This window comes from Dolichospermum sp. UHCC 0260, assembly GCF_009711985.1.
Taxonomy (GTDB): Bacteria; Cyanobacteriota; Cyanobacteriia; order Cyanobacteriales; family Nostocaceae; genus Dolichospermum; species Dolichospermum lemmermannii.
The window spans coordinates 1-15,419 of sequence record NZ_VIKZ01000050.1 but is presented as its reverse complement, the minus strand read 5'-3'; the positions used below and the strand labels follow the sequence as shown (position 1 = coordinate 15,419).

At 41.6% G+C, this 15,419-nt stretch carries 13 protein-coding genes; 8 read left to right on the top strand and 5 right to left on the bottom strand.

Going from position 1 to position 15,419, the window contains the following annotated elements; all coding sequences use genetic code 11:
• The first annotated feature begins 283 nt into the window (after positions 1-283).
• Positions 284-2,542, top strand: coding sequence for a photosystem I core protein PsaA (gene psaA, locus FJR08_RS17725; RefSeq protein WP_168634059.1), 2,259 nt, complete (start codon positions 284-286; stop codon positions 2,540-2,542).
• 112 nt (positions 2,543-2,654) lie between these two features.
• Positions 2,655-4,886, top strand: a complete 2,232-nt coding sequence (gene psaB, locus FJR08_RS17720) for a photosystem I core protein PsaB (protein WP_015081502.1) — start codon at positions 2,655-2,657, stop codon at positions 4,884-4,886.
• 96 nt (positions 4,887-4,982) lie between these two features.
• On the opposite strand, the gene FJR08_RS17715 is transcribed toward psaB, so the two are convergent.
• A complete protein-coding gene (locus tag FJR08_RS17715) occupies positions 4,983-6,389 on the bottom strand; it encodes a serine/threonine-protein kinase (RefSeq protein WP_168634071.1) in 1,407 nt (468 codons plus the stop codon).
• Between the two features lie 96 nt (positions 6,390-6,485).
• Between FJR08_RS17715 and cbiT the strand changes: the two genes are divergently transcribed.
• A complete protein-coding gene (gene cbiT / locus FJR08_RS17710; RefSeq protein WP_168634058.1) occupies positions 6,486-7,088 on the top strand; it encodes a precorrin-6Y C5,15-methyltransferase subunit CbiT in 603 nt (200 codons plus the stop codon).
• A 180-nt stretch (positions 7,089-7,268) separates the two neighbouring features.
• Positions 7,269-8,159, top strand: a complete 891-nt coding sequence (locus tag FJR08_RS17705) for a phosphatidate cytidylyltransferase (protein WP_148765285.1) — start codon at positions 7,269-7,271, stop codon at positions 8,157-8,159.
• Positions 8,160-8,262: 103 nt separating this feature from the next.
• Here the strand turns inward: FJR08_RS17705 and FJR08_RS17700 are convergent, their stop codons facing one another.
• Complete coding sequence (locus FJR08_RS17700; RefSeq protein WP_015081498.1) at positions 8,263-8,976, bottom strand: DUF2993 domain-containing protein; 714 nt, start codon at positions 8,974-8,976, stop codon at positions 8,263-8,265.
• A gap of 142 nt (positions 8,977-9,118) precedes the next feature.
• Here FJR08_RS17700 and FJR08_RS17695 point away from each other — a divergent pair, with 142 nt between their 5' ends.
• Positions 9,119-9,892: a pseudouridine synthase gene (locus FJR08_RS17695; protein ID WP_168634057.1), complete on the top strand. Its 774-nt coding sequence runs from the start codon at positions 9,119-9,121 to the stop codon at positions 9,890-9,892.
• Between the two features lie 16 nt (positions 9,893-9,908).
• Complete coding sequence (locus FJR08_RS17690) at positions 9,909-10,685, top strand: RodZ domain-containing protein (protein WP_168634056.1); 777 nt, start codon at positions 9,909-9,911, stop codon at positions 10,683-10,685.
• A 101-nt stretch (positions 10,686-10,786) separates the two neighbouring features.
• On the opposite strand, the gene malQ is transcribed toward FJR08_RS17690, so the two are convergent.
• On the bottom strand, positions 10,787-12,295 hold the full coding sequence (gene malQ / locus FJR08_RS17685) for a 4-alpha-glucanotransferase (protein ID WP_168634055.1): 1,509 nt from the start codon (positions 12,293-12,295) through the stop codon (positions 10,787-10,789).
• A 589-nt stretch (positions 12,296-12,884) separates the two neighbouring features.
• Between malQ and FJR08_RS17680 the strand changes: the two genes are divergently transcribed.
• The gene (locus tag FJR08_RS17680; RefSeq protein WP_168634054.1) at positions 12,885-13,316 is read left to right on the top strand and encodes an NUDIX hydrolase; all 432 of its coding nucleotides are present in this window, start codon (positions 12,885-12,887) and stop codon (positions 13,314-13,316) included.
• Between the two features lie 108 nt (positions 13,317-13,424).
• Here the strand turns inward: FJR08_RS17680 and FJR08_RS17675 are convergent, their stop codons facing one another.
• A complete protein-coding gene (locus FJR08_RS17675; RefSeq protein ID WP_168634053.1) occupies positions 13,425-13,961 on the bottom strand; it encodes a 6-aminohexanoate hydrolase in 537 nt (178 codons plus the stop codon).
• An 8-nt stretch (positions 13,962-13,969) separates the two neighbouring features.
• On the bottom strand, positions 13,970-14,194 hold the full coding sequence (locus FJR08_RS17670; protein ID WP_168634052.1) for a hypothetical protein: 225 nt from the start codon (positions 14,192-14,194) through the stop codon (positions 13,970-13,972).
• Between the two features lie 121 nt (positions 14,195-14,315).
• Here FJR08_RS17670 and FJR08_RS24140 point away from each other — a divergent pair, with 121 nt between their 5' ends.
• Positions 14,316-15,395 (top strand): Rid family detoxifying hydrolase, encoded by a 1,080-nt coding sequence (locus FJR08_RS24140; protein WP_168634051.1) that lies wholly within the window; start codon positions 14,316-14,318, stop codon positions 15,393-15,395.
• Positions 15,396-15,419 lie beyond the last annotated feature (24 nt).

Genomic DNA, 15,419 nt, shown 5'->3' with positions numbered 1-15,419 from the left:
CAGTTTTGCAAATTGTTGTTCTTTGTAAATTAAATGAAGAGTCTATTGACATTTGAACAATGTATAGGAACTGGTAACGTAAATTAGACCATAAACTTGGCTATGTTTAATTATTGTTAACAGGTCTATAACAATGTGCAAGTTCTGACTCTATAATTCAACAGAAACAACTTTTCTTTTCCACACGGCAACCACATCGTTAGTCCAGAGAAATCTGAAAACTGCGAATGTGTTATTCTAGGTGGTATTCATGATTCCCAATTCCTTATAGAGAGGAGGTCGAATGACGATTAGTCCTCCGGAGCGAGAGGAAAAAAAAGCAAGAGTGATCGTTGACAATGATCCGGTTCCTACCTCATTTGAAAAATGGGCAAAGCCAGGACATTTCGAGAGATCCTTAAACCGAGGCCCAAAAACCACAACCTGGATTTGGAACCTCCATGCCCTCGCCCATGATTTTGATACACATACAAGTGATTTAGAAGACATCTCCCGCAAGATATTCGCCGCTCACTTCGGACATTTGTCCATAGTAGCAATCTGGTTGAGCGGGATGTTGTTCCACGGTGCTAAGTTCTCTAACTACGAAGCTTGGCTGGCTGATCCATTAGGAGTTAAGCCCAGCGCTCAAACTGTTTGGTCTATTGTTGGTCAAGACATTTTAAATGGTGATATGGGCGGCGGTTTCCGCGGCATTCAAATCACCTCTGGCTTGTTCCAAGTATGGCGTGGCTGGGGTATCACTAGCTCCTTCCAGCTATATGTAACTGCAATTGGCGGCTTGGTATTAGCAGGCTTGTTCTTATTTGCTGGCTGGTTCCACTACCACAAACGCGCTCCTAAATTGGAATGGTTCCAAAATGTGGAGTCAATGCTGAATCATCACTTATCAGTGTTGTTAGGCTGTGGTTCTTTAGGATGGGCTGGTCACTTAATTCACGTTTCTGCACCAATCAACAATCTGTTAGATGCAGGTGTAGCAGCTAAGGACATTCCATTGCCTCATGAATTGCTGTTTAATACAGCAAAAATGGCAGAACTATATCCTGGTTTCGCTAGTGGTTTAACACCTTTCTTCACCTTAAATTGGGGCGCTTACGCGGATATCCTCACATTTAAGGGCGGTTTAAACCCAGTTACAGGCGGCTTGTGGATGACTGATATTTCTCATCACCACCTAGCGATCGCTGTACTGTTCATCGTTGCTGGTCATATGTACCGTACCAACTGGGGTATCGGTCACAACATCAAAGATATTCTAGAAGCTCATAAAGGTCCTTTCACTGGCGAAGGTCACAAAGGTCTTTACGAAAACCTCACCACTTCTTGGCACGCTCAATTAGCTACTAACCTAGCTTTCTTGGGTTCCTTGACAATCATCATCGCCCATCATATGTACGCGATGCCTCCATATCCTTACTTGGCAACTGATTACGCAACACAATTGTGTATCTTCACTCACCATATTTGGATCGGTGGTTTCTTGATTGTTGGTGGCGCTGCTCACGCAGCCATCTTCATGGTGCGGGACTACGATCCTGTTGTTAACCAAAACAACGTATTGGATCGCGTGATTCGTCACCGTGACGCTATCATTTCTCACCTCAACTGGGTATCTATATTCTTAGGCTTCCATAGCTTTGGTTTATACATTCACAATGACACCATGCGTGCCTTGGGTCGTCCCCAGGATATGTTCTCCGACAGTGCAATTCAATTGCAACCAGTATTTGCTCAATGGGTGCAAAACCTGCACACATTAGCTCCCGGCAACACAGCACCTAACGCTCTTCAAGTAGTTAGTCATGCTTTTGGTGGCGGATTGGTAGCTGTAGGCGGTAAGGTCGCAATGATGCCCATTGCTTTGGGTACAGCGGACTTCATGGTTCACCACATCCACGCATTCACCATTCACGTTACTGTTCTGATCTTGCTCAAAGGTGTATTGTATGCCCGCAGTTCTCGTCTGATTCCAGACAAGGCTAATTTAGGCTTCAGATTCCCTTGCGATGGTCCAGGTCGTGGCGGTACTTGCCAAGTTTCCGGTTGGGATCACATCTTCCTCGGACTCTTCTGGATGTATAACTCCTTATCAATTGTAATTTTCCACTTTAGCTGGAAGATGCAATCTGATGTCTGGGGAACAGTAGATGCAGATGGCACAGTAAATCACATTACTGGTGGCAACTTTGCAGAAAGTGCTATCACCATCAACGGTTGGTTACGTGACTTCTTGTGGGCGCAAGCTACACAAGTAATTAACTCCTACGGAACTGAGTTATCCGCTTACGGACTCATGTTCTTAGGCGCTCACTTCATTTGGGCGTTCAGCTTAATGTTCCTGTTCAGTGGTCGTGGCTACTGGCAAGAATTAATTGAGTCCATTGTTTGGGCGCACAATAAACTGAAAGTAGCCCCAACAATTCAGCCTCGCGCACTGAGCATCACTCAAGGTCGGGCTGTAGGTGTGGCTCACTACCTATTAGGAGGAATTGCTACCACTTGGGCATTCTTCCACGCACACATCCTTTCAGTAGGATAAGAATCAGTGGAATTTTGGATTTTGGATTTGAGATTTAATCCAAAATCCAGAATCTAAAATCTAAAATTTTGCTGACAAATAATGGCTAAAGGTCAGAGGACAGATCACACCTATGGCAACAAAATTTCCAAAATTTAGCCAGGATCTCGCACAGGACCCGACTACTCGTCGGATTTGGTATGCGATCGCTACAGGCAACGATTTTGAAAGCCACGATGGCATGACGGAAGAGAATCTTTACCAAAAGATTTTCGCTACGCACTTCGGTCATTTGGCAATCATCTTCCTGTGGGCATCCAGCCTCCTGTTCCACGTGGCCTGGCAAGGTAACTTTGAACAGTGGATTAAAGATCCCCTGCACGTCCGTCCCATTGCCCATGCAATTTGGGACCCTCACTTCGGTCAGCCTGCAATTGAAGCTTTCACCCAAGCTGGTGCAAGCAACCCTGTAAACATTGCTTACTCCGGTGTTTATCACTGGTGGTACACCATCGGGATGCGGACAAACACAGAACTATATACTGGTTCTGTTGGTTTGCTCCTGTTAGCAGCATTGTTCCTGTTTGCTGGTTGGTTACATTTACAACCCAAGTTCCGTCCTAGCCTCTCTTGGTTCAAGAGTGCTGAACCCCGTCTAAACCACCACTTATCGGCTTTATTCGGTGTTAGTTCTCTCGCTTGGGCAGGTCACTTGGTTCACGTTGCTATTCCTGAATCTCGTGGTATCCACGTGGGCTGGGATAACTTCTTGACTGTAGCTCCCCATCCAGAAGGTTTAACTCCTTTCTTCACAGGTAACTGGGGCGTTTACGCTCAAAACCCTGACACCGCTGGCCAGTTATTTGGTACTTCCACTGGTGCTGGGACTGCGATTCTCACCTTCTTGGGCGGTTTCCACCCCCAAACAGAATCCTTGTGGTTGACTGACATGGCTCACCACCACTTGGCGATCGCAGTTTTGTTCATCATCGCTGGTCATATGTACCGGACTAACTTCGGAATTGGTCACAGCATCAAAGAAATGCTGAATTCCAAATCTGGTTTAGTTCCCGGTAGCAAGAGCGAAGGTCAGTTCAACCTGCCCCACCAAGGTCTTTACGACACCATCAACAACTCCCTGCACTTCCAGTTGTCATTAGCTTTGGCATCTTTGGGAACTATCTGTTCCTTGGTAGCGCAGCATATGTACGCTCTGCCTCCTTATGCGTTCATCGCTAAGGATTACACCACACAGGCAGCACTGTACACCCACCACCAGTACATCGCTGGTTTCTTGATGGTTGGTGCTTTTGCTCACGCGGCAATCTTCTGGGTTCGTGACTACGATCCTGAACAAAACAAAGGTAACGTCCTTGACCGGATGTTACAACACAAAGAAGCGATCATCTCCCACCTTAGCTGGGTATCTCTCTTCTTGGGTTTCCACACCCTGGGTTTATATGTTCACAACGACGTAGTTGTTGCGTTCGGTACTCCTGAAAAACAAATCTTGATTGAGCCAGTATTTGCTCAATTCATCCAAGCTGCCCAAGGTAAAGCTCTGTATGGCTTGAATGTACTGTTGTCTAACCCCGACAGTATTGCTTACACCGCTTACCCCAATGCTGGTAACGTTTGGTTGTCTGGCTGGTTAGATGCCATCAACTCTGGCACAAATTCCTTGTTCTTGACCATTGGACCTGGCGATTTCTTGGTTCACCACGCTTTCGCTTTGGCTATCCACACCACTACCTTGGTACTCGTTAAGGGTGCTTTGGATGCGCGTGGTTCTAAACTGATGCCCGATAAAAAGGACTTCGGTTATGCGTTCCCCTGCGACGGTCCCGGCCGTGGCGGTACTTGCGATATCTCCGCATGGGACTCTTTCTACCTGTCTATGTTCTGGATGTTGAATACCATTGGTTGGGTAACCTTCTACTGGCACTGGAAACACTTAGGTATTTGGCAAGGTAACGTTGCTCAGTTCAACGAAAACTCTACCTACCTGATGGGCTGGTTCCGTGATTACCTCTGGGCTAACTCTGCTCAGTTGATTAACGGTTACAACCCCTACGGCATGAATAACTTGTCTGTTTGGGCTTGGATGTTCCTCTTTGGACACCTCGTCTGGGCTACTGGTTTCATGTTCCTCATCTCTTGGAGAGGTTACTGGCAAGAGTTAATTGAAACCTTGGTTTGGGCGCACGAACGTACTCCTTTAGCTAACTTGGTTCGCTGGAAGGATAAGCCCGTTGCTCTCTCCATTGTTCAAGCTCGTGTGGTTGGTTTAGCTCACTTCACTGTTGGCTACATCCTCACCTACGCAGCGTTCCTCATTGCTTCTACTGCTGGTAAGTTCGGTTGATCTTAACTACTAGTTTTAGGTAATTAAAAATCCCCTGCCGTAAGGTGGGGGATTTTTTTAATGGGTTTGAGTTTAGCATTGCTAAGCCCCTAAAAACTAAGGACTGGTGATTTCTATCCCTAACCAATCACTTAATTCCCTCGCTAACCATTCTAATTCTGCTTCAGATTTGATGGTGAAAGTATTAACATCAAACTCAAATTTTTCGACTCCTGCCCAAATTACCAATTTTGCAGGTACTTGAGTTTTATCCCCGTCTGAGTCTTTAGTAAAATATCTCGGTGTATAAACTAATTTATCAATATTTTCTCTAGAAAATGAACGACGACGGGGGATTGTCCATTTCCCTAACTGGTAATTCACAGAAATTTGTTGGGAATCTATATGTATTTTTGTACTACCAAATAAACTGGAAAATATACCATATATCATCGAAAAGCCTACGCCCCAAAAAGGTAATGAAAATAAGGCAAAGGGTATATTAGTAGGAAAGGGAGCAGACAAAACACCAATAGTCCAAAATAAGATAAAAGAATTCCAGGCTATGGCAAAAAAACCTACAAATACCATTGAAGATTGAAAGCCAACCGGAGGAATAATAATTTCTAAAATCTCTTCATTTTTGGTTAATTGAATTTTACTACCCGCTGGTTTACCAATATTTAAAGCGGTGATGTCTTGATATGTTGGCTGATATGTTGGCTGTTCTAAAGCTATCAGCGCTTGAGTTGCTGTAGAAAACCGCTTTTCTAAACTTGGTTCTGTGATTCCCTGCAACCACTTAACAAAACTGGGACTAAGATTAGCAACTTGCTGAAATTGAATGCGAAAATCCTTTTGGGGTAAATCTGCTGGGTTAGTCCCTGTCACCAAATAAATTAGGGTTGCACCTAAACTATAAAGGTCAGAAGCGGGAACAGTACGCCCCCCAAACTGTTCCTGTGGCATATAACCATAAGTCCCCACAACAGTTCTTGTCCCTCCTTCTGCTGCTAGGACGGTCTGAACTGAACCAAAATCTATTAAATAAACTAAACCGACACTATTGCCAGAGCGCTCTCCTAATAAAATATTGCTAGGCTTAATATCACGGTGGACAACAGGTGGATTTAACTCATGTAAATATATAAGAATTTCTAAAACTGCTTTAGCAATTTCTTTAACTTCAATTTCTGTAAATTTCCTCCCAGCTTGTAAATATTGTTCTAAGGTTTGGGCTGAAATATAAGTCTGAACCAGGGCAAATCCTTTATATCTAGAGGAATTGACCTCAAAATAGTCTAAGTATGCAGGAATATGGGGATGTGATAAAGATTTTAAAGTTTGAGCTTCTCTCTCAAATAATTTGAGATCATCCCATTCAAAATCATTACTAAAAGCAAGTAACTTGACAATTACCGATTTTCCAGTTACTAAATCAGTAGCCAAGAAAGTCCTTCTCCCGGCTTTTTTGCCTAGCTGTTGTTGAACTTCATAGCGATTAGCTAATATTTCCCTATTCATCATTGCAGTTTCCTGATGTCATTGATGAGCATAACTACCAAAATTATCTTCCCCTTTCCCAATTGTTAAATTTTAATTGTTAATTTTTAATTGCTTATGCCTTCCCCACTTTGGCCTTATATTACCCCAGGTATTCCCGACGAATTATTTGAGAATTTACCAGGTATTCCCCTCAGTCAGCGAGAATTAAGATTGCTGATAATTTCCCAACTGCGACTAGAAGCCAATTCGGTATTGTGGGATATTGGCGCAGGAACAGGTACAATTCCTATAGAGGTGAGCTTATTGTGTCCCCACGGACGAGTGATTGCTATCGAAAGAGATGAGGATGTTGCGAACCTAATTAGACGCAACTGCGATCGCTTTGAAGTCAAAAACGTCGAAGTAATTGAAGGTAGCGCCCCAGAATGCTTAGATCAAATCAAGTTACTACCTGATCGGATCTGCATTGAAGGTGGAAAAGCCATACAGGAAATTGTCCAAGCTGCCTGGCAATATTTACCAACATCTGGCCGAGTGGTCGCTACTGCTCCTAGTCTAGAAAGTCTGTATGCTATTTCTCAAAGCTTTTCTCAGTTGAGAGTTAGGAATATTGAAGTTGTCCAGTCAGCGGTAAATCGCTTAGAAACACGGGGCTATTCTCAAACCTTTGTAGCAGCCGATCCCATTTTCATTCTTAGTGGTGAAAAACTAGATTAAACAATTGAAAATTGAAAATTGACAATGATGGATTGGACATGGATAAAAGTCAGAAATAAATCTGTTCTACCTTCTATTTAGCTTTTTTCCTTTGTTTCTTCTGCCTCCTAACTCCTCTCTTCTGACTCCGTGACTCCTTACCCTCATTTTCAATTGTTAATTCTTAATTTTTAATTGCTTATGCCCTGGCCTCGAATTATTAGTGGAATTATTGCGATTATGATGGCGCTATCTGCAACTCTCTTAGGGGGTTGGTATTTTACGATAGCGATCGCTATTGTCGTATTTTTAGGTCAACAAGAATATTTTAATTTGGTCCGTTCTCGCGGCATCACACCCTCAGTCAAAACTACTATGATTGTTAGTCAAGTTCTACTGGCAATTTGTACTCTGAATGGTAGTTTAGCTGATGCAATTATGCCCATAGCCGGGACACTTATTTGTTTTTATTTACTATTTCAACCCAAATTAGCCACCATTGCGGATATTTCCGCTTCTATTATGGGTTTGTTTTATGTCGGTTACTTACCAAGTTACTGGGTCCGCTTACGAGGAATTGATCATGCTATTAGCAGTAATTTACCTTTAGGTGGTTATTGGCCATCTAATTGGCAAGATATTGGACAAGGTAATTTAACTGCCTTCCCCGCGGGTTTAACTGCGACTATCCTCACGTTCTTATGTATTTGGGCTGCGGATATTGGCGCTTATACGTTTGGTAAATTCTTCGGGAAAACGCGATTATCAGATATTAGTCCCAAAAAAACTGTAGAAGGTGCTGTTTTTGGCATTACTGCCAGTGTCGCTGTTGCTATGGTAGGAGCTTACCTTCTCCATTTTCCCCATTGGTTAATCACTGGTGTCACATTAGGTCTAATTATTGGTATTGCTAGTTTATTGGGTGACTTAACAGAATCCTTACTGAAACGTGATGCCGGTGTCAAAGATTCAGGGCAATTGATCCCCGGTCATGGGGGGATTTTAGATCGCACCGATAGCTATATTTTCACTGCTCCTCTAGTGTATTATTTCGTTACATTACTTTTACCTTTATTAGAAAAAACGCTGTAATAGGAACTAAGATAAGATTTAATCTCAACTTGCTCATGTCACTCACAATAGCCATACAATTTAAAGTAAATTCAGGGAATATTGAGTTTTGATTTTTTAATAGTTATGGGTTAATATTAATACGTCCATAACAGGTTAATTGTTCTGGCAGCAGAGAAATTTTTTCGATATCAACATCTGTTCCCAGGTTTATCATATAAGGAGAATTCCTTTCCAAAAGCACCTCTTGATCGGTCTTTACCTGAACCTGCGTTAATTGCAGTTCTTGACCATTGCGTAGTTCTAAGCCTAAATGAATATTGAAAAATGCCCCTTCTGTTTCAGAAATGGGGATACCGTGTAGGATCAATACCTGGTTGTCAAGGGTGATTTTTTCCCAAGTAATAAACGGGTAATTTAGGCTGTATTCTGCTAATAGTGGAATCAGTCCATCATTTATAGCCGTTAATAATAATGGAGATGAAAGAGAGTTATTAAGATCCTGTGCGGTGATAATCAGCTTACCAACCACAGGGACTATTGCTGATAATTGCAAAGGTTGTCCTTTTAATATTGCAGCAACATTCAGTTGGATTTTTTCTGCCTCAAGTTCGATTTGTGTAACACGAAGACCTTGATACACTGCATTACTAGCAGAAATTGATACTCCAGGAATGTAACCAGAAAGTAATTGGCGATCGCTTGCTTCTATCTGTACCTCTAAATGAGATACTTGATTTAATTGGCTTCTTAACCAGAGCTTAATCGCTGATGTTAAAACTTTTGTAATGATCCTGACTCTGCTATTATTTGGATTTGGGGAACTTGGTTCTGTCATTTTTCGACGGTTACATCAATGTAAATATGCCCAATTATTGAGCATCTTAAACAGTTCTTAACTTTAACATGGAAGTTTGTTAACAACAAAGTGCAAACATTAGTAGTATAAAAATATTCAGCAAGAAAATCACAATTTAAACATGGAGGAACGGTTACAAAAAATTCTAGCTCAATGGGGTATCGCCTCACGACGTGAAGCCGAAGAAATGATGAGGCAATCACGAGTATGTGTTAACGGGGTAGTAGCACATTTAGGTCAAAAAGTCGATCCCTCTCAAGACAAAATCTCTATTGATGGTCAACCTGTGCTGGCAGAACAGCGACCATCCAAAATGTATTTATTACTGCATAAACCATCCGGAATTGTCTCTACTTGCCATGATCCTCAAGGAAGACCAACCGTTTTGGATCTGCTACCGTCAGAGTTAAGAACCGGATGGGGTATTCACCCGGTAGGCCGTTTGGATGTAGACTCCACAGGAGCCTTGATTTTAACCAATGATGGGGAACTGACCTATGGACTTACCCATCCCAGTCATAGTATTACTAAGACCTATCGTGTTGTTGTTCAAGGCCATCCCCCAGCAACAGTTCTCAAAAATTGGAGTCAGGGTATAGTTCTGGAAGGAAGAATCACAAGACCTGCTCAAGTGCGCTTAATTGAAAGTTATATTGATCAAAGCTGCTTAGAGATCGTTTTACAGGAAGGAAGAAACCGTCAAATTCGCCGCATAGCCGAACAATTGGGATATCCAGTTATCAAGCTACATCGTACGGCTATTGGTTTAATTCAATTAAAAACGTTAACAACAGCATTTTTGCCATCTGGTAAATATCGTCATCTTAGTGAAGATGAGATGAGTTTTTTAAATAAGCAGATAATTCGCACACCGATTCAGACAAAGCCGAGTTAAGGAGTAAAGGAAAAATATGAAATGGTTCAGAAAGAAGGATGAACAGCCAATCAAACCTTCTATCAAGGAACATCAAGCCGAAAAGTTAGGACAACTTGGCTCACAACTAGCTTCACTACGGCAAGAAAAAGGTTTAACTCTGGATGAGTTAGTCGGATTAACTAGAATTCCTCGACGACTTTTGCAAGCAATTGAAGAAGGTAATTTAAGCGACTTACCAGAACCAATTTATATTCAAGGCTTAATTAGACAGTTTGCAGAAGCTTTAGGAGTTCGGGGAGCAGAATTTGCCAGTCATTTCCCCATTGGTTCTCAATCAGTGGGTGTTAAATCCCATTGGAAAGCACAAGCTGTTCCTCAATTACGTCCTATTCATCTTTACCTGCTTTATATCGGGTTAATTTTCTGTTCTGTGAACGGTTTATCCCAGTTGTTGAATAATGCCACCTTGCAGGCAAATAACCGCCAAATTCAACCAAATACAGCAGCGCAGTCAAAAGGGCAAGAAACAGCTAGTAATACATTACTCAGCAAGAAAGAGCATCAATCCGTACAAATTGGTGTGACTTTAAAAACCTCATCTTGGATTAGTGTGGTTACAGATGGTAAAACCGCCTTTGAGGGAGTTTTACCACAAGGTTCTAGTCGCACTTGGAACGCCACTGACCAAATGACAGTAAAAACTGATAATGCTGGTGGTGTGTTAATGAGCGTGAATCAGCAGGAAGCAAAGGAAATGGGAGAACTTGGGAAAACTCAAGAAATCAAGATCGCTGCTAAACCAAACTCATAGGGGTCAGTGGTCAGTGGTCAGTTGTCAGAAGGAAGAAAATTTCTCCCCTACTCCCCCTACTTCCCCTACTTCCCCTACTTCCCCCACTTCCCCCACTTCCCCTACTTTTCTCTACTAGCGCGTCCGTAACGGAGAGTGAGAGTTTTTAAGCGATCGCTTAAATCTGGCGTTAATACACCTGGTTGGTAACGCCACTCCCAATTTCCCTCCGCTGTACTAGGAAAATTCATCCGGGCTTCAGTTCCCAAACCTAATACATCCTGCAAAGGTATAATCGCTTGATTAGCGATCGAACTTAAAGCTAACCTAATTAAGTCCCAGTGTATACCATCAGGACTTATACAACCCAAATACAACAATAAATTTTGCTTTTCGTAATCATTTCCCGTGTTAAACCAGCCTACAGTCGTATCGTTGTCGTGAGTACCTGTATAAACTACAGCATTGCGAGTGTAATTAAAGGGTAAAAATGGATTTCCGGGATCAGAACCAAAGGCAAACTGCAACACCTTCATCCCTGGAAACTCAAACTGATCTCGCAGTGCCTCCACTTCTGGCGTAATAATTCCCAAATCCTCCGCCAAAACAGGTAACTTACCCAAACGCTTTCTAATTGCCTCAAATAAAGCTACTCCAGGCGCTTCAATCCATTCGCCATTCATGGCAGTCGTTTCTCCCTGGGGAACAGCCCAATAAGCCTCAAAACCCCGGAAATGATCAATGCGAATTATATCCACGTAATCCAGCATCGCCTCAAAGCGTAATATCCACCATTTGAAATCTTGTTTTTGCAATTCTTCCCAGTTATAAACCGGATTTCCCCATAATTGACCAGTAGCGCTAAAGTAGTCGGGTGGAACTCCCGCCATTAAAGCCACTTCTCCCGTTTCTTCATCTAAAGCAAAAATATCAGGATTAGCCCACACATCAGCACTATCATGGGCTACGTAAATGGGAATATCACCAATAATCTCTATCCCATTTTCGTTAGCATATTTTTTCAGTTCTGACCACTGCCGGAAGAACTCATATTGAACAAACTTGTAATAAAAAATCTCCTCTTCCAAATCTTTTTCCATCTGGGCTAAAGCTACTGGTTCACGCTTTGCTAATTCTGGCTCCCAATTGTACCAGCTTGCACCATTTTGGATATCTTTAAGTGCCATAAATAGCGCGTAATTATTTAACCAATAGCCTTTATCAGCACAAAACTTAGCAAAAGCTCGTTTTTGAGTTGAATTTGCTTTAGTTTTAAAATCCTCACAAGCTTTAATGAGTAGATTAACCTTAATAGGGATAACTTCGTTAAAATCTACTTTATTTACAGAAAAATCTGGTAAATCAGCCAAATCTTCTGGAATTAACAAACCCTCATCTAGCAACTTTTCGGGACTAATCAAAAAGTAATTTCCCGCCATTGCGGAGTAGCACATATAAGGGGAATTACCGTAACCAGTCGGACCTAGAGGTAAAACTTGCCAATATTGCTGATGACTATGTTTGAGAAAATCAATAAACCGATAAGCTTCCAAACCCAAATCCCCAATACCAAACCGACTGGGAAAAGAAGTAGGATGAAGTAAAATACCACTGGATCTAGGAAAAGGCATATTTAACCTGAAATATATTTTTATAAATCACGCATTGAATTTATCATGGCATAGTTAGTCTTGACTGTTGTGATTCGTGAAGAATTGACACTCTCAGGGAGCCAAGCCACTGAGATTCTACTGACAGAATTAAATTAAGAGTTTAGCTCAATCTAATCTCGCTGCGACCGTCAAACGCCGCCTAAACGCTCAAAACAACTGCCAATCAAGGTGTCGAAATTGCGCTTACTTTTATGGTTTTCAGTGTTTTTAGAATCCATCACTAAGCCAAGACGCGGTACGCTCCACAACCTGCCATTACTCGCTCTTTCTTGTCAATACTGCCGTTAGGACTTAAACCTTAACCGTTGTTTCATAGGAGCCGGAATTTCTCCGTACTAGGATGCTTCAACACGTAGATGTTTTTTGTTCTTACTCACAATTTAATTCTAACATACCACAGGGATTAAAATCCCTCGTGCCGCTTCCCTCTGTTGGGAGCCAAGCCGCGCTCGTTTCCCGCTTACCGCGAGGTCTTATGAGAAGATTAACTCAGATCCCCGACTTCTTTGAGAAGTCGGGGATCTATAATCCCTACCATAACCGAATCATGACTTACAGAAATCCTGCACCCACCGTTGATATTATTATTGAATTAATTGATAGACCTCATCGCCCCATTATCCTGATTGAAAGACATAATGAACCTTTAGGCTGGGTGTTACCCGGTGGTTTTGTTGATTATGGTGAATCGGTGGAAAAGGCAGCAATTAGGGAAGCAGAAGAAGAAATAGGCTTAAAAGTAGAGTTAATAGAACAGTTATTAGTATATTCTGATCCCAGTCGTGATCCTCGTAAACATACGATTAGTATTGTATTTTTAGCAACAGCTACGGGTGAGCCTTTAGCGGGTGATGATGCTAAGGAGTTGGGTATTTTTGAGCCTTGGTGTGTTCCAGGTAATTTGTGTTTTGATCATGACCGGATTTTGCGGGATTATTGGCAGTATAGAAATTATGGGATTCGTCCGAGGTTGGGGTAGGAGATTGGAATGGTTTCGCGCAAAGACGCTAAGGAGCAAAGGCGCAAAGTAAGAGAAGAAGAGAGAAGAAATCTGTAGAGGTAAAGCACAATGCTAAACCCAAGCTGTTTAATTTCCTGACTGTCTCAATAGATAATCTAAAACTCGGTCAATTCGTTCCAATGCTGCATTAGTTGTCAGTTGATACTCCTGAAACTGCGATTTTTGCTCTTCATAGTTTCGATCAAGTTTTAACATTATTGCTTCTAATCTTTCAGTTCTTGCCTTTGTTTCTTCTATCTCACCACCTGCTTTGTTAAATAGGCGCTGAGTATGAAAGATAAACTCATCAACTCTGCTTGATAATTGGTCAACTTGCATTCCTAACTGGTCAAGTTGTGATTGAGTGCAGTCTTGTTTTATGCCTAACTCATTCAACATGATTTGGGAACGGTCTTGTTTTGCACCTAACTCATCCAACATGATTTGGGAACGGTCTTGTTTTGCACCTAACTCATCCAACATGATTTGAGTGCGGTCTTGTTTTGTACCTAACTCATCAATCCGCCGATTAGCTGATTCAGCATAGGTAGCGGCTGAGATCAGTAGTTGACGAATGGTAGCAAATTCAGTTTCCACGCGGTCAAGTCTTTGTTCTGTAGTCATGTTAGTTCTTATTGTTTTTGGTGTTGGCGCTTCGCTATGGCATCACTGACAAGTATTTTTACCATTTGGCTCATTGAGCGTTTTTCGTTTTTCGCTGCTGTTGATATTTCTGCATAAAGCTTTAAATCATCTTCATCAGTGAAATATATGTTTAGTCTTTTTCCTTCAGGCATAATGGCAATGCTTAGTATTTCTATGCTTTCATTTTCTCTTGATTTTCCTCTTTTTGTCATGCAGTGTTAGGTAGTGCTATTATAACACTATAATTAATCATTAGGCAATATTGCCATCAATACCTGTACTTTAACGTCAAGCATTGTTTTATACTGTTTGCATGGTATTCAATGGTGCATTATGGACGCTGAAGAACTTTTACAGAAATACGCCGCTGGGGAACGAAGTTTTCGTTCTGTCAATCTGAGAGGAGTAGACCTTGAAGGTGCAGATTTGAGTGAAATTGACCTAACAGGTGCAAATTTAGCGGGGGCAGATTTGAATGATGCTAACTTGAGTAAAGCGGATCTTGATCGTACAAATCTCACCAGGGTATCTTTAATAAACGCTAATTTAAGTGAATTAGTGAACGGTTCTAATTTAAATTTGACCGGGGCTGATTTGAGTGGTGCTAATTTAAGTAAAGCCAACCTAGATAAAGCAAATTTCAGTAATGCTAACTTGGATAATGCCAACTTGAGCAAAGCAAACCTAGAAAGTGCAAATTTCAGTAATGCTAACTTGGATAATGCCAACTTGAGCAAAGCAAACCTAGATAGTGTAAACTTCCGAAAAGCCTCTTTACAAGGTACAAATTTAGAAAAAGCAGATTTGCAAACAACAGATTTAATGAAGGCAAATCTCAATGGTGCAAACTTAAAAAGAGCAGATTTAACCGGCGTAAATATCTATGGTGCAACCTTTAAAAATGCTGACCTGACAGGTGCGATAATGCCAGATGGAGAAGTTTACCAAACACCTACAGATTTAGAATTCGGTAAACCAGAAACACCATTAACAAAAGAGCCAAAAGAGATAAATATTATGACTCGTAAAGTAATCCGTACCGATAAAGCACCTGCACCAGTTGGACCCTATAATCAAGCAATTCTCGCTTCTGGACAAATGTTATTTGTGGCTGGACAAATTGCCATAGATCCCCGTTTAGGTGATGTTGTTTATACCGAAGATGTGGTTAAGCAAACAGAACAGGTAATGAGAAATATTGAAGCTATTTTGACAGAAGCAGGGGCTACATTTGCAGATGTGGTAAAAACTGGGGTATTTTTAGCTGATATGAATGATTTTGCCGCTGTTAATGCGGTTTATGCAAAATATTTTTCCGAAGATACCGCCCCAGCGCGTGCTTGTGTGGAAGTTTCCCGTTTACCTAAAAATGTGTTGGTAGAAATTGATTGTATTGCTGTTATTGCTAGTTAATTAATTTTGACACTCCCCGGTCCA